Below are 18,139 nucleotides of genomic sequence, written 5' to 3'. Positions count from 1 at the left end.
TGTGCTATGACACTCTATTTATAAGTGGGGACTCCCAATTTCTTATAATTTTGTGACGTTAGCTGCTTGAGGACCACGGTTGCCTTGAGTGATATCAAACTCAACGGATTGGCCTTCTTCTAATGTTTTGAATCCTTCGCCTTGAATCGCGGAGAAGTGAACGAATACATCGTCGCCTCCATCAACAGAAATGAAACCGTAGCCTTTTTCTGCGTTGAACCATTTAACTGTACCTTTCAAGTGAACAACCTCCTAAAAATATCGCCATCTATGACGAATAAGGAAATTATACCATCACATTTGGGATAAATCAACGAATAAAAAGCCGCGGACAGGCTAAAATTTGTTGATGTACCAACGTTTTTTTCCTATGCAGAGCCCATCTTGATTATGCTTAAATATTGATGAGAATTCGGCAAAAACGGGAGGCTCGCCTCTCTTTTTTCCACCAAATGACCCTCAATTGTAAGTTCGCCTATGATTTCGGACAGTCTGCTGTATTCGGCCGTACGGAAACTGAGCAGCGGATAAATCCGCACTTCACCGCCAGACTTCACGACGCGAATCAGCTCGCGCACCGCCTCCAGATGAAAGGCGTAATCGAATTGCTCTTCATAAAGAAATAGAAAGTGACTGCACAATACGAGATCGAAAGATTCCTGCTCAAAGGGCAGAGTCGGAAGACAAGCCACATGATACCTCGAAGCTCCATCATCGCTTGAGAAATCCTCTAGAAACCTATCAAGGCTCTTCACTCGGCCGGCTGTATGATTGGAAAGCGAACCGTAAAACGTCCAGTCATAGACATCCTGAAGCTTCTCCATCTTCGCTGCGACGAGCTCAATCTCTTGTCTGCCATGCTGCTCGATAGCTTCTGGAGATTTCTCATAGAGCGGATCGGCCGCCTCGGAGAAAATACCCAGCTTCCTTGCTTCGGTTGTGAACGAGGAAGCACCGCCCGCAACGTCCAGAACACGCTTGCCTGGCAAATCTTCGGTCATCAGCATAAACATTTTTTCGTACTCTGCGTACGATCTTGAGGTCATTGCGACCCCTGCCTGCTCATAAATACGTTTGTTTTCCATGCTCATCTCTCCTCAGCTCATCATTCTTACTTGACTAAACTGCCTCATAACCGCTTTCCCTCTGGAAAGGATTAGGAGAATATTACCATGGCAGCGTACCTTGCGCAATAGGATTTTCTTGCCTCTCCGTTTGGAAATCGCGTTTATTTATGATACGATGGCATATATCTATAAGCTTACTACAGAAACGAGGAACAATCGTGTCGAAACAACCTTTCAAGAAACATACCATCTACAAAAAAGATAAATGGAACATGCTTAACGTTGAAGTACAAGGGACCAAAATCGTTCTGACGGAAATCTCCGACCAATGGGGCGAAGAGTGCCATACGTTCATTGGGCGGCCTGCGATGCTGCACTGGGCCAACGAGCGGTTTGCCAAGGACAAGTTCGAGGGTACCGAAGAAGAATGGCAAGCGATTATGGATGCTTTCAAAGCCGTATAAACCGTTAAGACCAATCTTCTTGACTTTCATTCTCCCGGTTTCTATAATAAAGCTACAAGTTCATACGCAATACTCCAAAGGGGAGTAGCTGATACAGTAAAGTCGTCAATTCGGATCCTCATCAGATCCCGGCTTTATTGGCAACGACCATCGTTGTTAGCAAGACCTTTGCCAAATTTTTGGTGAAGGTCTTTTTTGATGAATTAGAGCCTTCACCGGACATCGGTGCTGGGCTCTATTTTTTTTCAAAAAAATGCTAAAAGGAGTGGTCGTTGTGGAATGGTTATCGGCTGGTTTTTTCGTCTCATTGCTCAGTATTATCCTCATTGATTTGGTGCTTGCAGGAGATAACGCGATCGTGATCGGTATGGCGGCGCGCAATTTGAAGAAGGAAACGCAAAAGAAAGTTATCCTGTGGGGAACGGTAGGCGCTATCGTGATCCGCGCAGTGGCCACGCTTATCGTCGTCACGCTTTTGAAAATCCCCGGTCTCCTCTTAGCGGGTGGAATCCTGCTCCTCTGGATTTCGTATAAGCTGCTTAGCGAAAAGAAAAATCATGAGCACGTTCAAGCCAAAAACAGCATGTGGGCGGCGATACGCACCATTATTATTGCCGACGCCGTGATGGGACTGGACAATGTGATTGCCGTCGCCGGCGCTGCTCACGGGAATTTCCTGCTCGTCATCATCGGCCTGCTGGTCAGTGTCCCGATCGTTGTCTGGGGCAGCACGCTGTTCATCAAATGGATTGAGACTTATCCGTGGATCATTTATATCGGTGCAGGCGTACTCGCATTAACCGCAGGTAAAATGATTACCGGGGAAAAGTTCCTGTCCCCCTTCTTCGCTTCAGATCCGCTCGGCAAATGGCTGTTCATCGGTCTTCTGATCGTGATTGTACTTGGGGCAGGCAAATGGTCCAAAATGGTCGGCTACCTCGTTGAAGTCGGCGACCGCGGCCAATTGAAGCTCCCGAAGGAATTAAGCGATGAGGCGCAAATTGCTCCGGAGGATCGTTTTACCGTCAAAATGGATTCCCGCGGCAAACTCATTCTGGTAAAGACGGAAGAGGATGAAAATCAAGGCGAAACGATGCCCCATGCCGGATGAAAAAGGAGTTTGCCTGTTGGCAGCGAAATTTACTATCATGCAGTAGTTAACAGGCATCATATCCTATACGAATAAGGATGATTCTCTTATGACCGAATCCGGATCTATACTCACATTTATACTCGTATCCTTCTGCCTTGCCATCATTTTGATTATGAAAAGAGACAGCCTTCCGGCACAAATGAAACGGTATCTCGCCTTGTTGGCGATCGTGATGGTTTCGCTCTCGTTTGTTCTGATCCTGTTCTCCTTCTTCGGTGCCGGAAAGTAAATTTACTTCCTTCCAGCTTTTTCTTATAATCATAAAGGAGCGGGTTAACGGTCATACTATGGTGAAAACCATGAATTGGGATTATTTCGAAAATCCCCCACATGGGTACATGCCGGGAGCGTGACCGTAATGCGCTGGATCTATGTGACAGCGGCAATGGGACTTCTCCTCAGTTCTGTCCCAGCTGCCGATTTGCACGCAAAAGAAGACCGATTACCCCAAACTCAAAACAAGAACAGGAGGGCTCCCATGGCTCAACTATTGGAACGCAAGCAAGTCCCTGCCGAGCACCGCTGGAATTTGGAAGATTTATTTTCTGACGGAAAGGCTTGGGAAAAAGAATTTCAAGAAGTGAAAAGCTCGCTTGGAAAAATCACCGCCTTCCAAGGAAAACTTAACGATGCCGCTACCGTCAAGCAATGTTTTCAGTTGGAAGACGAGGTCTCTTTGAAAACAGAACGACTCTATGTATATTCCAACATGAAACACCATGAAGATACAGCAGAGCCTACTTATCAGGCTTTATCCGAAAAAGCGAAAAAAATCAGCGTCGAGGTTGGCGAAGCGCTCTCCTTCATCTCACCGGAAATTTTAAGCTTATCGGATGAAAAGCTTCAGCAGTTGGTGAACGATCCTTCGTTATCTTTTTATAAAGACACGCTGGAAGAAATGATCCGTCAGAAGCCGCACACGCTGTCCAAAGAACAGGAAGCGCTGCTGGCCCAAGCCGGCAATATGGCGGGCGCGCCAAGCACGATCTTCGGCATGCTGAACAATGCCGATTTGAAATTTCCTAAGATCAAGAATGAAAAAGGCGAGGAAGTCGAGCTTACCCACGGAAGCTACATCCAATTCTTGGAGAGCCGCGATCCGGAAGTACGGAAAAATGCTTTCCATGCCGTTTACGAAACGTACCGCAACAATAAAAATACGATCGGCGCTACGCTCAGCGCGAATATTAACAAGAACATTTTCTATGCCAAAGCGCGTCACTATCCTTCCGTTCTGGAATCTACCCTTTTCGGCGATAACATCAAGAAGGAAGTGTATACGAACTTAATTTCCACCGTTCACGACTCGTTGCCGCAGCTGCAGCGCTATCTGAAGCTTCGCAAAAAGCTGCTGAAAGTCGATGAATTACATATGTACGACCTTTTTGCTCCGCTGGTTGAGGAGTTCAAAATGGATATTACTTACCAACAAGCCAAAGAAGAAATCAAGAAAAGCTTAGCCCCGCTAGGCGAAAACTACTTGAAAATTCTTCAGGACGGCTTTGACAACCACTGGATCGACGTTTATGAGAACAAAAATAAGCGTAACGGCGCATACAGCTGGGGCGCTTACGGCACACATCCCTATGTGCTGCTGAACCACAAGGACAATTTGAACAGCATGTTCACCCTGACGCATGAAATGGGGCATGCCATCCATTCGTATTTGTCCGACGAAAATCAGGAATACCGCTATGCGCAGTATACGATTTTCCTTGCGGAAGTCGCTTCTACCTTGAATGAGGCGCTGCTCATGGACTATTTATTGAAACGTGTGACGGATCCGAAGGAGAAGCTGTATCTGTTAACTTACTATGCGGATCAGTTCCGTACCACGGTTTTCCGGCAAACGATGTTTGCGGAATTCGAAATGATTACCCATGAGAAATCGGAACAGGGCGAGTCCCTCACACCTCAAGAATTCAGCGAGATCTACTACGGCTTAAATAAGCTGTATCATGGCAATGACATGGTCGTGGATCAAGATATTGAGATGGAATGGGCGCGTATTCCTCACTTCTATAACAGCTTCTATGTGTATAAATACGCAACAGGCTTCTCGGCAGCGACCAGCTTTGCGAAGCAAATTTTGGATGAAGGCCAGCCAGCCGTCGACCGTTACTTGGGCTTCCTGAAAAGCGGCGGCAGCGACTACTCCTTGAATATTTTGAAAAAAGCCGGCGTTGATATGTCGACACCGGAGCCGATCAAGCAAGCGATGAGCGTCTTCAGCTCCTTGCTCGATCAGATGGAAGAACTGACGAAGTAAGTGATGTGGAAGGTTGGAGGCGCAAGCCTTCAACCTTTTCGCAGGTTGAAAGGATGAATGCTGGATGAAAATGCAATGGATTCTAATCTGCGCTTTATTATTCGCCCTCATAACAGCTGTTTTTGCGGTCGTAAATGTCGAAAAGGTGCAAGTAAATTTCATCTTCGCCCAAACGTCGACCCCGCTAATTCTTGTTATTCTGACCTCTACGCTGCTCGGCGGTTTGATCGTCGGTCTATTCGGAATGGTTCGTCAGTACAAGCTGCACCGCAAAGTGAAGCAACTGGAGAAGCAGCTTCTAGACGCCGCGTCTCCCTCTGTCTCACAGCAGCCTGCTAGAGAGCTCTCTCATGAAACACCGCCTACCGTTCATTAAAGAAAAGTGCAGCACATGCATTGAATTCGCAAATTCAAGCATTGCTGCACTTTTTATATGTGTTCAACCGGAGGCCAACTGCCACAATACCCAGCACAATACGCCTCCGACCAGCGAGGAAAGAGCATTCACACGATCGTTGGTCATGAATTTCAGGCCGCGTATTTGCTTCGCGTTATGCCCGCAATGAGTCTCTTTCTCAATCGTTTTCCCGCAAACCTCGCAACGATACATCACTTGCAGCGTTGCCCCTAACAAGGAATCGGCTAATGAACCTAGCAGCCCTGAAACCGCACCGAGAGCAATGCATGCAGGCCGTGTGCTTATTACACTCCCCTGCTCTCCTATGGCGATAAACCATCCGCCGATCCATCCGATAAACGCTCCTCCCGCCACCGAAGCCAGCAGTCCTAAAGCCGTTATACCGCCTGAAGTCCCCGCCGCAACGCGTCTCCCACTCAGAATCGACCTGGGCGCTGAAGCGCTCATTCCGCCAATTTCCGTTGCCCAGGTGTCCGCTGTAACGGTTGCCATCACTCCAAGAAACAGCACCCACCATACCGGATCAGGCCATATGGCATTGCCGATGCAAAGCGCTAAGCCAAGTCCGCCGTTGGCCGCAACCTGTCCGGCATCGCGCCTGCCGCCTTTGGCATAGCCGCTTTCAGCGGCGGCTTTTCGCTGATGTTTAAGTTTCGACAACAGGCTGGAAGAGACAAAAAAAGCAATCAATGTCCCGAACCAAGCCAAGCTCCCGCATACAAACATGAAGGTTCCAAGAACCACCGCAGCAAGCAAACCGGATACGGAGAGCGATCCTCTCCAGAAAGCTGCGCCTGCGATGAGCAAGCTCCCGACTAACCCCCAAATCCAATCCATTTCAACACCTCAATTCCCACTTATTGTAGCATAGTCTGAATAGGGGCTTCATCCCTACACGCACCCTCTTCGCATTCGACAAAATTATACAAAGATCGAGTCGTGTTAGCAGGAAGATCATCTTTTTACGAGAATAATATGGTAATATACAAGTAGATAGATGCCAAAGGTTGGGAGGCTGACATGGATAACGATCACATTACAAATCTGTCACGGATAAAAAAAGACTTGGATCCAGAAAAAATGCTGCGCGTTATTTTTGATTACGCAGCCAAAATTGCCAATGAACGCGTACTCGAAAATGTTCTCATGCTGATGGCAGATATGGGGCGCGAAATGATCGTTTCCGATCGTTGTACCGTTTGGCTGTTGGATTCAAGCAAAAATGAGTTATGGTCCAAAGTAGCTCACGGACTCGATGAGATTCGGATTCCGAAATCAGCCGGACTAGTCGGTTATGCTGTCACGCACGATAAAGCCGTATTTATCGATGATGCCTATACGAATGAAGAATATAAAACGTACCTGCTTAATGGTGCTCTCGCAACAGACCGGCAAACGGGCTATCGCACGAAAGCACTGATGGTCATTCCTTTCCGCAACAGTCAAGGCGAAATTATCGGTGCTTATCAAGCCATTAACAAGCTAACGGAATGCGAACAATTTTCGGACAAAGACATGGAATATTTGACGCTGGCCTCCTCGTATGCAGGCAAATCTTTGGAATCGGCGCTGCTCACGAGCGAGATTGAAGAAACCCAAAAAGAAATTATTTTCCGTATGGGTGAAATCGGCGAAAGCCGCTCCAAAGAAACAGGCAACCACGTCAAGCGTGTCGCCGAGTATTCCTACCTCCTCGCACTCGGATTAGGCCTCAGCAAGGAAGAAGCTGAACTGCTCAAAATAGCTTCGCCCATGCACGATATCGGCAAAGTCGCGATCCCCGACAGCGTGCTCAATAAACCGGGCAAATTAACCGACGAAGAGTTTAAACTCATGCAGCATCATACACGGATCGGCTATAACCTGCTCAAAAACTCCAACCGTCACATTCTCAAAACAGCTGCGGTCGTCGCCTATGAGCATCATGAGAAATGGAACGGGCGCGGATATCCGCGAGGAATCAAGGGTGAGGACATTCACATATACGGGCGTATTACCGCCATTGCTGACGTCTTCGATGCGCTCGGCAGCGAGCGCGTCTACAAAAAAGCTTGGGAATTGGACCGCATCCTGCAGCTGTTTCAAGAAGAACGGGGCGAGCATTTTGACCCTCAGATCGTGGATGTGTTTTTGGAGCAATTGCCTGCGATCCTTCGTGTTCGCGAGCAGTATGCCGATACAGCATCCGAAGAGCCGGCAGATATGCAATAGAAAAGGGCAAATCTCTCAGGTCAATATGGACCTTAAGAGACTGCCCTTTTTTTATACGTGAACGGTAACAGCTCCAAATACTTCCTCGCCCCAGACTAATTCCAACCGGTCGCCATTGCGAACAGGTCCTACGCCTTCCGGCGTGCCCGTGAAAATGATATCGCCTGCGCCCAGCCCGTAATGCTTCGCTATGTAATCAATAATCGTTTGAAGATCGAAGATCATGTTGCCGATATTGCCGCTTTGAACCGTTTGTCCGTTCTGACGTAGCTGGAAATTGTCCTCGGTAAGCTTGGACGCACCCGGAAACGGACGGAAATCAGTCATCGGCGCAGACTTCAAAAAGCCTTTGGCCGGCAGCCACGGTTGGCCCTTTTTCTTAATAACGGACTGTACGTCTCTAAGCGTGAAATCAATGCCAAGCGCATATTTATCAACAATCTCATCCACTTGAATGCCTTCCTGGTAGGGCTTCGCGATATGCAGAACCAATTCGGCCTCATAGTGAATTTCACCTTGATCGCCCGGAAGCGTCAACTCACCGCCACTCATTTCTTCCAAGGCATGTGTCGGTTTCGTAAAAATCATCGGTTGATCGGGAACATCGTTCCCCAGCTCTGCGGCATGCGCCCGGTAATTTCGTCCCACACAGTAAATATTGCGAATCGTTGTCATGTTGTTTGCTCCTCACGTTATTTCTTGCTCAAATTTCCTTCAGCATTCACCTTAGCACCAATCGAAATTTGGCTCAACCTTTGAAACAGCTTGGAGCCCTCTTCCGGGTTCATCGGCGTAGGCAGTGCGAATTTGGTCAAAATAGGCACCAGATGAATATTGCACGACTTGTCCTTCGAGCATTCGGCTTCCAAAATAACCGTTTCCCATGTCTTCGGATTATCATTTGTTGTAAATATGAAATTGCCTAAACTATAGGCGATCCATTTGCCTTTGTACTGTTCGAAGCCTTGCAGAACGTGCGGATGACCGCCAACGACCAAATCTGCGCCTGCATCGATATAACGGTGCGCGAGGTCGGTCTGGTTCTTATCCGGATGATCGCTTCTCTCGACGCCCCAATGAGCAACGACGACAACAAGATCAGCGCTCTGTTTTGCTTTCTGAATAGCTTCAACCGGCAGCTTGTAGCTGTAGGTTTCGGCTACGCCAAGGTGACCGGGACCTGCTTTCCAAGAAGCCTCCGGAACAACACGGCTAAATCCGAAGAAGGCGATTTTCATGCCGTTTTTTTCCATGATCACCGGTTGATAGGCTTCATTCAAATCCTTGCCCGCTCCCATGCGTTTGATACCTTCTTGATCAAGGAAGTTCATCGTGTCCTGCAATCCTTCCGGACCATAATCCATCACATGATTATTCGCCAAATTAACAAGATCGATGCCTGCAGCCTTCAGCGGCGGTAAAGATAACGGCGAGGAACGATAGACATAATCCTTATTCTGAACGGTACCTCTGGTCGTTATGGGCGTTTCCAAATTCGCAATGGTAAAATCAGGCTTGCTCAAGTAGTCTTTGACATTCGTATAAGGATAATCATAGCCTTTTTGCTTCAAAATATCTTCTACCTTGGAAGCTAGCAGCACATCTCCCACGAAAGTCAGACTCACTTGCCCGCTGCTGTCCGCAGGCTTGTTCGCAGCCTCATTCGCCGAAGACGGATTGGCAGTGCCTGCTGCAGCTGCAGGACTCGGCTTTGAGCCAGGCTTTGCGCTTGACTGGGCGCTCGCTGCAGCTGTCGGTTGAGGCGAAGTCGCGGCCACTGGCGGCGAGGCTGCCTCTTGCTCTTCGGCGGTAGGGCTGTTCGACATCCAATGGGAAGCGCCAATCCCAATAGCGAAACAGGCAGCAGCGGCCAGCGTGAGTCCTCCTATCACTTTCAGCGGAGTTTTCTTCTGCGGAGTGCGCTCTTTCTTCGCTTTACGGTGACGCTCTATTCTGGATTCCATTCAAAACCTTCCCCTTTCCCCCTACAAATTATAGCAGAAGAATCTATCAATAGGTAATAGTCAAGCGCTCTCATTTTCAGATTGGCGTCTGTATGGTATAACAGAAGCATTGAGATTCACATTCGAGCCTTGCATGGAAAGGGATTAATGACGTTGGAAAAAATCGCGATTATTTCGGATATTCATGGAAATCTACCTGCACTGGAAGCCGTATTGGAAGATATCAAACAGCGTGGCATAGAACGGATCTACTGTTTAGGCGATCTGGTCGGCAAAGGACCCGATCCGGCTGCCGTTGTTGATTGCATTCAGAGCACCTGCGAAGTGGTCATTCAAGGGAACTGGGACTCGGGGATCAACCTGCCTCAGGATCAGCCTGGCGGCATTTGGCAGCAGCGGCAATTGGGACCCGAAAGGCTTGCCTATTTGGACGGACTGCCTTTTTCCGTTGATTTGTACGTAAGCGGCAAACTGTTCCGGCTGTTCCACGCCTCCTCGCAAAGCGTTTATCACCGGGTGAAGCGCAAAGCTTCCAAGAAAGAGCGCCTGGCCATGTTTCAAAATACGGAGATGACCGGAGCAGCGGCGGACGGGCGGCAGCCTGATATTGTAGGATACGGGGACATCCATACCCCTTATTTGATTACGATCAAGAGTCCCTCGGATAGACAGCCTGAGACTTATGCGGATAATGGTTTGATACTCTTTAACGTAGGCAGCGTGGGCCTCCCGTATGATGGCATATCGCAAGCTTGCTACTGCGTTCTGGAGGGAAATCCGGGCAGTTTGCAGCATGCAGGCTCCGCTATTCAATTCGTTCGGGTCCCTTATGATATCGAGCGCGCGATCACCAGAGCCCGCAATGTTCAAATGCCCGAAAGCGAACGCTTTGAGTTTGAAATTAAGACAGGGCTTGTGCAAAAATAAGGAGGACATGCGAAAAATAATTATGGAAAAGAATCCCACAAGATGATAATATAGGTTCATCAGTGAAAGTGAGGATGCCCTCCATGAAGTTGAACTGGACCAAAATTGCATTGATCGTTTTATGTGCGGAGATTTTGCTCATTTACTGGAACGGGATGAGTGCTATTCCTTTCAAAAAACAGCAAATCGTACATCCTATTTCTACTCCACAGCCTGCTCCTCCGCTCACACAGATTGAAACACCAGTGCCGTGGCAAATTACTGTCCCCATTTCTATGCAAAAAGGACCTTCCATTCCACTACTAAACAAGTGGGAGAAGGTCCTTTTTTAACCGGAGTCTAAACTCACGCTTTATTTCACGCGTGCCAACGCCAATCCGTCATAGGCCGGAAGGATCGTGCTTTCCAGACGCGGATCCGTAGCAACAAGCTTATTGAAGCTGCGCATCGCTTGCACGGAGGCTTTCGTTTGAGCGGCGTCAACAACTTTGCCTCTCATCAGCGTATTATCCCCTGCAATAATGGCGCCCGGATTCGCTAGTTGAATAGCGAGCTCCAAATAGTTCGGATAATTCACTTTGTCCGCATCGATAAAGAAGAAATCGAAACGCTCGCCCTGCGCGAGCAGCTCATTCAAGTGTACCAAAGCTTCGCCGATCCGGTATTCGACAAGGTCGCCAAGACCTGCATCCGCCACATTCCGCTTCGCTACATCGGCGAAATCCTGCTTCAACTCAAGTGAGACGAGCTTGCCTCCCGCTTGGAGTCCCCTTGCCAGGCAGATCCCGCTATAGCCGCCCAAAGCACCTATTTCCAGCACCTTTTTGGCGCCGATCATCGTGACCAGCATCGTGAGCAGCCTGCCGTAGCCGGGTGCAATGGATATTTCCGGCATATTCTGGGCTCGAATAACTTCCTTCACCCGCTCCAGCACGGGATCGTCCGCATATAAACCTTCCATATAACTTTCAGGTGTTATGGTTTCCATGTTGTTCCTCCTAAGAGTTTTGCCTGTTTCGTTTGTAAGTATATCTTATTTGTCCTATACTTGTTAATTGTATGAGTTTTATGAACGAAGCACAACCCGGATGGAAGGAATCTAAACATGCCACAATCTATTGAATTAATTGCTACTTGCCCAATGGGACTTGAAGCTGTCGTTGCCCGCGAAGTCCGCGATCTCGGTTATACCGAGGTTACCGTTGAAAATGGCCGCGTACGCTTTATTGGAGATGAGCTTGCTATTTGCCGGGCCAATCTATGGCTGCGTACAGCGGATCGGATTCTGGTGCTTATGGGCCAATTTAAAGCCCTGACCTTCGACGAGCTTTTCGAAGGGACGAAAGCCCTCGCTTGGCCGGACTGGATTCCGAACGATGCCGAATTCCCTGTGCAAGGGCGTTCCCATAAGTCACAATTGTCCAGCGTCCCTGCCTGCCAAGGCATCGTAAAAAAAGCTGTCGTCGAGAAGCTCAAGCTTCAATACGGCACAGAGTGGTTCCCCGAGAACGGGGCGCGCTACGTGATTGAGGTTGCGCTTCTGAACGATGTCGCGACACTCACGATTGACACCACCGGCCCCAGCCTGCACAAGCGCGGGTACCGCAGGCTTGTGACCGAAGCGCCGCTGAAGGAGACGATGGCTGCGGCCATGATCCTGCTCAGCCGCTGGAGCGTCGACCGGCCGCTCTACGACCCGTTCTGCGGGTCGGGAACGATCCCGATCGAAGCCGCTATGATCGGCTGGAACATTGCGCCGGGCTTGCGGCGCAGCTTCCCCAGCGAAGCGTGGGGCAATGTGCCGCGCAAGCTCTGGGACAAAGCGCGCGACGAAGCGTTCGACGCGGTCCGCGACAATGTGCCGCTGCACATCATCGGCAGCGATATCGATCCGTCTGCCATCGAAGTGGCAGAGGCCGCCGCGAAGTCGGCCGGCCTGACGAAGCAGTTCCAGCTTCGCGTAGAACCGGTAGCCAAAGCCCGCCCGCGCGGCGACTATGGCTGTTTGATCACCAATCCGCCATATGGTGAGCGGCTTGGCGAAGCCAAGGATGTCGAGGTCGCGCTGCGCGAGCTCGGAGCGCTTACAGCTCCAATGCCTTCGTGGAGCATGTTCATTCTAAGCCCGAGCACGCAGCTCGAGCATTACATGAACCGCCGCGCCGATAAGAAGCGCAAGCTGTTTAACGGGCGGATTGAGTGTAACCTGTACCAGTATTTGGGCCCGTTTCCTCCGCGCAGACGCGATAACTAGCATTTTGTGGGAACAATGGTCCGCTATTTGCCTCTGAAGCAGCTATTTGGCCAATTAGCGGGAACTCTGTTCCGCTATATTGCCGATTTAGAGCAGAGTTAATGCTGCTTTGGGCAAATAAGACCCTGTAGTTCCCTCGCTTTCTTGAAATCGGCCAATGGAACTCGAATAGTGCCCTCTGGTTCCCCTATTTTTTGGGGTATATGAAAAAAAAGAAGGAGGCAGTCCCATAAGTCATCATAATGACGGAGGGATTGCCTCTTATTTTTTTGAATGCTAAAAGGAAAACTATCTTTGACTCAACATTCACTCACAACCTAGAATCCATTCAAGCATGGATAAACCGAAAGAACCTAACTGGAATACTCTTGCTCAAATCATGTTAGCAGGAAAAAGTTATGAGTGAAAGCGAACAATGAATTTACGATATGATTGAAAGCGATGGTGCGGAAGAAGTGGATATTTATAGTCGATTAATTGACTTAATTTTGGTTGTAAGAAACTTGATAAATTCCCCCGATACTGACGTTACTTGGTCGAAATATAAAACTGTTGAAGAAGCATTGTTAGAACTGGACTTATATACGAAAAGACTTATAGATCGTGACAACTCCGTCATTTCAGAAATGAAAACACTATTTGCTCCTACAGGGTCATTACAGGAAATATCTATAGATAGTGGTTGGGGTAATCATTTCATTGAACTATCAAGTCGCTTTGATAATATTGTTGAAAGCAACTAATTGTGGACTACCTTATCTTATTCGAGATTTTGAGAATGAAGATGGATTTAAATTTTGCAGTCAAACTACATTAAGTCCTCGGCTTCCTCCAAATTAACTAATCTCGTGCCCCTCAACGCCTCTTTAAAGGAAATCCGTGTTCTCTAGCGCGCCACGCTACTAGTAACGCAAGGACCAGTAGAATAAACAATACCCACGGGAAGGAGCCGACACCAAGAGTTTCTATAAGAATTCCGCCTATCACACCGCCACCGCCGATGGCCAGATTCCATGCCGTCACCAGCATCGACTGAGCTACATCCGCACTCTCTCCAGCAGCTTCAGCCACTGCTGTCTGTAGCAAAGTCGCCGCGCCCCCAAACGTCAACCCCCACACAGCAACCACTAGGTAGATCACGACGGGATGACTGCCGTTTATGCCTAGTGCGACCGATGCCAGAGCAAATACAGAAAGGCTGATCAGAACCAATGGACGAAGTTTGCGGTCGATCAAAACACCTATGACCCAGATGCCAACAAGCGCTGTAATGCCGAAAATAAGCAGTACCAAGTCAACCCGCTGCGTAAGTCCAGCCTGCGCAAGATACGGTGCAATATAGGTGTATAGGATGTTATGTGCTAGTACCCAAGCCAGAACGATAAACAGCACCGGCCGCACCCCCGGAATAACAAAGACCTTGTAGAGTGGAAGCCGCTTATCGGCTGCCTCTCCCGGATAGTCCGGCAGCTTCCAAATCACCCAAGCGACCAGCATCAAGGCCAGAAGCGACATAATCCCGAAGACAGAACGCCAGCCGACAAGGGCACCGAGAAGTGTTCCAGCAGGCACACCGAGTGCCAAGGCGAGAGGCGTACCGACCATCGCCACCGCCATAGCTCTTCCCTTGAGTGACTCCGCTGCCATCCGCCGGGCATAGCCTGCTATCATCCCCCATAAGACACCAGCGGATACGCCCGCGAAGAACCGGGCTGCCAGCGTCAGTGTATAGTTGGAAGAAAGCATGGTGACGGTGTTGAATACGAGAAAACCTAGAATACACATTAGCAGCAGGGGGCGCCGCCGCCATCCGCGCGTTGCAGAGGTCAGGGGAATTGCGGCCAATAGTGAGCCGATGGCGTACAAAGTGACAAGTTGACCCGCAAGAGCCTCCGAAACTCCAAGCCCCTCCCCGATTTGGAGTAACAAGCCGGCTGGAATCGTTTCGGTAAGTACGCAGATAAATCCCGTCATTGCAAGAGCGAGTAATCCAGCCCATGGAAGACGTTCAGAAGAGGTAATGCTGGTGACACTCTGTGTGGCAGAAGTTGTGTTTTGGCTCATTTCAGTAGCACCTCTCTCTAATAACTTGTAGATTATATGGTCCAATGCAAAGCCATTAATCGCCAAATAGGAGAGCCTCAGCCGATTCATCCCGGACCAAGGCTCTTGTTTTCGTTCTTTATTTCTTGTTACTGTCATAGATGGCTTCACAAAGGTCAACTGTAAACTGACCCGACATGCCTTCAAGTGCGGTATTGGTGAACGCCACGACGCTGAGCCGCTGCACAGGATCGACGAACCACGAATGACCATAGGTGCCGCCCATGCGCCATGTACCAGGGGATTCCGGAGTATTGGCGGCGACAGGATCCTTCAGCAGTGTAAAACCTAAGCCAAAGCCTCGTCCTGGCCAAAAAGCCATCTCCAGATTACCAATCTGGTTACTAGTCATTTCGCGCACCATAGACTCCGGCAGCAGGGGTGCTCCTCCCTTGCGCAATGTTTCCAGCAGTTGCAAAAAGTCCCCTGCACTGCCGACCATGCCGGCTCCCCCAGAAGGATAGGCAGTGTCGTCAAGTGCCCTGCCAGGGGCAAGCCGGAAGCCCGCCGTGCCCTCTATAAAGGCAATGCTGTCGGGATCTTGGAGAGGCCGTGGCTCCGGAAATTCATTGGCATAGACAGTGGCAAGCCGCTCTGGGCAGGCTGCAGTAAAACCGGTGTCGCTCATACCAAGCGGCTTTGTCACCAGCGAGTGTATGGCCTCGCCAAGCGGTGTTTCTGTAACTTTTGCAATTACTGCTCCCAGCACATCTGTTGCGATCGAGTATTTCCACTCGGTGCCTGGTGTATAGAGTAGCGGTACAGAAGCCAGCCTGCGCAGGTTCTCTTCCAACGTGATACCGGGCTGATCCATGCCATCCGATACGCCTGCCCGCTGATAAGAACCATTTTCTTCTTGAAAAAAGCGGTAAGTCAGACCTGCGGTATGCGTCATCAATTGACGAATCGTCAGAGTCGCGAACTCGCCGTTTTGAAGACGTGGCCGAAACTCTGGAAGGTAGCGATCAACGCGGTCATCCAGCTGTAGGCGACCTTGCGCAACTAACACTAGAGCAGCCGTTGAAACGATAGGCTTAGTAACCGAGGCAAGCCGGAATAAAGCGTCTTCTTGCATGGGCTGGTTCGTCTCGCGGTCGGCATGACCAGCAGCTCGGCTATAAACCAGTACCCCATCAATCGCCACTTTAATGACAGCTCCGACCAGTCGCTTGTCTGCAAGTGTTCGATCGATTACTTCATCGATGCGACCTGGTAAACATGCTGGATTAATTTTATTTGAATGCAGCATACTCAACATTTTTCATCCTTTCGGAATAGTTAAAGCTTAAATCGCTTTACTATTGTAAGCTTATTATATAAAATAAGTTATATCGATTACATAAGGCAACTAAGTTAAATGAGTCATTTTACGATGAATTACAAGTTAGTTTATAAGAAATACCTTAAATTTAAAGGAGTCGATTCCAATGGATCATGTGGATAAGCAAATCCTTTTCCACCTTCAAAGCCAAGCGAGAATTTCTATGACGGAGCTAGGAAAATGTGTCGGTTTATCACAACCCGCAGTAACGGAAAGAGTTAGGCGCATGGAGGAAAAAGGGATCATCAGCGAGTATCGCACCATCATTTCCCCTGAAAAAATTGGAAAACATGCTGCTGCCTACATTTTGTTCCATACAAGGGATTGTAACGCATTCCTTGATTTCTGCCGCTCGACTCCCGATGTCGTCGAATGTTACCGTATAAGTGGAGAACACAACTACTTATTGAAAGTAGTAAGCGATTCCACACGAGCTCTCGAGGAGTTCGGAAATCAATGTGATAAATACGGGACCTACACGATTCTAATCGTGATGTCATCGCCTATTGATCATAAATTTCTTATACCTTCACTTGGAGAAGCAAACATAAACATGCTGAGCTAGATAGATGAAATGGAAATCACAAATAAAAAATAGAGGTGATCAGTTCATATAGTGAACTAATCATCCTCTATTTACGTAACTGCAAGGGTAAAGATTTTACCCATTACAAAATTGGTATATAATAGATTTTATCCCTTTCCTTAGTTGTTAAGGTTGTCGGAGCCCCACAGCTAGATCGAGTTAAGGAGATAATTTATATGTGCCACTTTGAAGATATGGATAAAAATTTTATTGAAAATTTAACTAGAACGGCGTATTCACGGCTAGAAGACACTCATTTTCAAGCTATTCCACCGCTGGACAGCGCGAGTAATGTAATATCCCCCATTGCACAATACTATATTGCACCGTTTATTTTTCGAGCACCGGAAATGTGTATTATAATTCCACTTACACATATCGATCTAAATGATGATGCACTCAGAAATTTGCTTTGCCATTTTCAAAATATTCATGTCGTAACGTCTAAGAGAATTCCCGTTGAACTAAGATTAGAAAATCTTAAACCTACATCGAAGGAACTCTTTACTTTGTTGTTGAGTGAAAAAAGGATTAATCCCTTCGTTTTAGATTTATACCAATTTCATGGTGAACATACCTCTTCGGGTGATTATAAGTATGTAAGATTTAATAATAAGTCTGTTAAGACTAGCTACGAAGATGCGATAAATCCAATTCACATTCAAGAATTCGACGAAATATGGAATCATATAAAACTACTATACTCTGATAAGAAATATCTGCATCACTATCCGAATTGGCTATACTCCGACCAATTAATCAACTCAATCGCATTAAATTATTTTTCAACAGTCTGCAAAGAAGTTTATTTGTGCGTAGATAATGTGACATCTCACATTATTGAATTAACGCTCTTTAACAATTAGAAACTGTCCACGAATAAAAAAAAACAGCTCGCCTATATAGGCTGAACTGTTCTTAATTTGGAAGTCAAGATTTGATAAAGTCTTGTCATAAATGCTTCAATTTGGGGCATCGGCGGCATTTTCACTGAAAGTTTTACTTCGCCTTTCCAGTAGAAGATTAAGATGCTGTTGCTTCTGCCATGAAACATTTCGACATCCCAACAAGCTTCGTTAAGCGCGTATTCTTCCAAATTGATCAGTAGCTTTGGTCCATCCGTGGATGGTACCAAACGGGCAACATGATTGCCGCAAAGCGAAATTACTTTCTGCTCTTCATGTAGTTCGGACTGCATGCTGTCTGGTCCTCCTTTTTGTTCATGTTTAATTAGCGCTATGATAGAGAAAAACCCCACCATTGTGTACCGATCGGAGGGGGTTCGAAGGTGAATGCCCAATCGTTCGGCAGCTGGCTGGCAACAAGTTCGTTCCAGAACAAGGTAGCCCCTATAGCTTTGCGTCGCTGACTTTCGTCAGTTTTGCCATGTCGTGATGTGTTG

Annotated in this window: 21 protein-coding genes and 1 riboswitch; of the genes, 12 read left to right on the top strand and 9 right to left on the bottom strand. The window is 48.0% G+C overall.

Features of this window, described 5'->3' with window-relative positions; all coding sequences use genetic code 11:
* Positions 1 to 42: 42 nt before the first annotated feature.
* A complete protein-coding gene (locus AC3WRW_RS04960) occupies positions 43 to 240 on the bottom strand; it encodes a cold shock domain-containing protein (protein ID WP_028556542.1) in 198 nt (65 codons plus the stop codon).
* Positions 241 to 368: 128 nt separating this feature from the next.
* Positions 369 to 1,085 (bottom strand): class I SAM-dependent methyltransferase, encoded by a 717-nt coding sequence (locus AC3WRW_RS04955; protein ID WP_492545249.1) that lies wholly within the window; start codon positions 1,083 to 1,085, stop codon positions 369 to 371.
* A gap of 254 nt (positions 1,086 to 1,339) precedes the next feature.
* On the opposite strand from AC3WRW_RS04955, the gene AC3WRW_RS04950 reads away from it, so the two are divergent.
* The 5 genes from AC3WRW_RS04950 (at position 1,340) to AC3WRW_RS04930 (ending at position 5,329) form a co-directional block, all read left to right on the top strand.
* Positions 1,340 to 1,531: a hypothetical protein gene (locus tag AC3WRW_RS04950; protein WP_492545393.1), complete on the top strand. Its 192-nt coding sequence runs from the start codon at positions 1,340 to 1,342 to the stop codon at positions 1,529 to 1,531.
* 253 nt (positions 1,532 to 1,784) lie between these two features.
* Entirely contained in the window at positions 1,785 to 2,642 is an 858-nt protein-coding gene (locus AC3WRW_RS04945) for a YjbE family putative metal transport protein (RefSeq protein ID WP_492545248.1), read from the top strand.
* Positions 2,643 to 2,730: 88 nt separating this feature from the next.
* Positions 2,731 to 2,913 carry a hypothetical protein gene (locus tag AC3WRW_RS04940; RefSeq protein WP_492545247.1) on the top strand — a complete coding sequence of 61 codons (183 nt, stop codon included), beginning with the start codon at positions 2,731 to 2,733 and terminating at the stop codon, positions 2,911 to 2,913.
* A 249-nt stretch (positions 2,914 to 3,162) separates the two neighbouring features.
* A complete protein-coding gene (gene pepF / locus AC3WRW_RS04935) occupies positions 3,163 to 4,953 on the top strand; it encodes an oligoendopeptidase F (RefSeq protein WP_492545246.1) in 1,791 nt (596 codons plus the stop codon).
* Between the two features lie 64 nt (positions 4,954 to 5,017).
* On the top strand, positions 5,018 to 5,329 hold the full coding sequence (locus AC3WRW_RS04930) for a LapA family protein (protein WP_492545245.1): 312 nt from the start codon (positions 5,018 to 5,020) through the stop codon (positions 5,327 to 5,329).
* A gap of 63 nt (positions 5,330 to 5,392) precedes the next feature.
* Here the strand turns inward: AC3WRW_RS04930 and AC3WRW_RS04925 are convergent, their stop codons facing one another.
* A complete protein-coding gene (locus AC3WRW_RS04925; protein WP_492545244.1) occupies positions 5,393 to 6,208 on the bottom strand; it encodes a DUF92 domain-containing protein in 816 nt (271 codons plus the stop codon).
* Positions 6,209 to 6,391: 183 nt separating this feature from the next.
* Between AC3WRW_RS04925 and AC3WRW_RS04920 the strand changes: the two genes are divergently transcribed.
* The gene (locus AC3WRW_RS04920; RefSeq protein ID WP_492545243.1) at positions 6,392 to 7,582 is read left to right on the top strand and encodes an HD domain-containing phosphohydrolase; all 1,191 of its coding nucleotides are present in this window, start codon (positions 6,392 to 6,394) and stop codon (positions 7,580 to 7,582) included.
* Positions 7,583 to 7,633: 51 nt separating this feature from the next.
* On the opposite strand, the gene AC3WRW_RS04915 is transcribed toward AC3WRW_RS04920, so the two are convergent.
* Together AC3WRW_RS04915 and AC3WRW_RS04910 are read right to left on the bottom strand one after the other, a co-directional pair.
* Entirely contained in the window at positions 7,634 to 8,257 is a 624-nt protein-coding gene (locus tag AC3WRW_RS04915) for a fumarylacetoacetate hydrolase family protein (RefSeq protein ID WP_492545242.1), read from the bottom strand.
* 17 nt (positions 8,258 to 8,274) lie between these two features.
* Complete coding sequence (locus AC3WRW_RS04910) at positions 8,275 to 9,546, bottom strand: CapA family protein (protein WP_492545241.1); 1,272 nt, start codon at positions 9,544 to 9,546, stop codon at positions 8,275 to 8,277.
* A gap of 153 nt (positions 9,547 to 9,699) precedes the next feature.
* Here AC3WRW_RS04910 and AC3WRW_RS04905 point away from each other — a divergent pair, with 153 nt between their 5' ends.
* Positions 9,700 to 10,473 (top strand): metallophosphoesterase family protein, encoded by a 774-nt coding sequence (locus tag AC3WRW_RS04905; RefSeq protein ID WP_492545392.1) that lies wholly within the window; start codon positions 9,700 to 9,702, stop codon positions 10,471 to 10,473.
* 83 nt (positions 10,474 to 10,556) lie between these two features.
* Positions 10,557 to 10,805 carry a hypothetical protein gene (locus AC3WRW_RS04900; protein ID WP_492545240.1) on the top strand — a complete coding sequence of 83 codons (249 nt, stop codon included), beginning with the start codon at positions 10,557 to 10,559 and terminating at the stop codon, positions 10,803 to 10,805.
* Between the two features lie 20 nt (positions 10,806 to 10,825).
* On the opposite strand, the gene AC3WRW_RS04895 is transcribed toward AC3WRW_RS04900, so the two are convergent.
* The gene (locus tag AC3WRW_RS04895; RefSeq protein ID WP_492545239.1) at positions 10,826 to 11,461 is read right to left on the bottom strand and encodes an O-methyltransferase; all 636 of its coding nucleotides are present in this window, start codon (positions 11,459 to 11,461) and stop codon (positions 10,826 to 10,828) included.
* A 117-nt stretch (positions 11,462 to 11,578) separates the two neighbouring features.
* Here AC3WRW_RS04895 and AC3WRW_RS04890 point away from each other — a divergent pair, with 117 nt between their 5' ends.
* Together AC3WRW_RS04890 and AC3WRW_RS04885 are read left to right on the top strand one after the other, a co-directional pair.
* Positions 11,579 to 12,727 (top strand): THUMP domain-containing class I SAM-dependent RNA methyltransferase, encoded by a 1,149-nt coding sequence (locus AC3WRW_RS04890; RefSeq protein WP_492545238.1) that lies wholly within the window; start codon positions 11,579 to 11,581, stop codon positions 12,725 to 12,727.
* 428 nt (positions 12,728 to 13,155) lie between these two features.
* On the top strand, positions 13,156 to 13,470 hold the full coding sequence (locus AC3WRW_RS04885; protein WP_492545237.1) for a hypothetical protein: 315 nt from the start codon (positions 13,156 to 13,158) through the stop codon (positions 13,468 to 13,470).
* Positions 13,471 to 13,582: 112 nt separating this feature from the next.
* Here AC3WRW_RS04885 and AC3WRW_RS04880 read toward each other — a convergent pair whose 3' ends face one another.
* Positions 13,583 to 14,791 (bottom strand): MFS transporter, encoded by a 1,209-nt coding sequence (locus AC3WRW_RS04880; protein ID WP_492545391.1) that lies wholly within the window; start codon positions 14,789 to 14,791, stop codon positions 13,583 to 13,585.
* Between the two features lie 118 nt (positions 14,792 to 14,909).
* Positions 14,910 to 16,079, bottom strand: coding sequence for a serine hydrolase domain-containing protein (locus tag AC3WRW_RS04875; protein WP_492545390.1), 1,170 nt, complete (start codon positions 16,077 to 16,079; stop codon positions 14,910 to 14,912).
* Positions 16,080 to 16,257: 178 nt separating this feature from the next.
* On the opposite strand from AC3WRW_RS04875, the gene AC3WRW_RS04870 reads away from it, so the two are divergent.
* Both AC3WRW_RS04870 and AC3WRW_RS04865 read left to right on the top strand, forming a co-directional pair.
* The gene (locus AC3WRW_RS04870) at positions 16,258 to 16,716 is read left to right on the top strand and encodes an Lrp/AsnC family transcriptional regulator (protein WP_492545236.1); all 459 of its coding nucleotides are present in this window, start codon (positions 16,258 to 16,260) and stop codon (positions 16,714 to 16,716) included.
* Between the two features lie 215 nt (positions 16,717 to 16,931).
* Positions 16,932 to 17,603, top strand: a complete 672-nt coding sequence (locus tag AC3WRW_RS04865) for a hypothetical protein (RefSeq protein WP_492545235.1) — start codon at positions 16,932 to 16,934, stop codon at positions 17,601 to 17,603.
* Between the two features lie 32 nt (positions 17,604 to 17,635).
* Here the strand turns inward: AC3WRW_RS04865 and AC3WRW_RS04860 are convergent, their stop codons facing one another.
* Positions 17,636 to 17,935: a hypothetical protein gene (locus AC3WRW_RS04860; RefSeq protein ID WP_492545234.1), complete on the bottom strand. Its 300-nt coding sequence runs from the start codon at positions 17,933 to 17,935 to the stop codon at positions 17,636 to 17,638.
* A 105-nt stretch (positions 17,936 to 18,040) separates the two neighbouring features.
* A riboswitch (cyclic di-GMP riboswitch) is annotated at positions 18,041 to 18,133 on the bottom strand.
* Between the last annotated feature and the right edge of the window lie 6 nt (positions 18,134 to 18,139).

This window comes from Paenibacillus sp. FW126-R14, from assembly GCF_058789495.1.
Note: the sequence above shows the minus strand (reverse complement) of the source record. Positions and strands in the feature narration are given on the sequence as shown.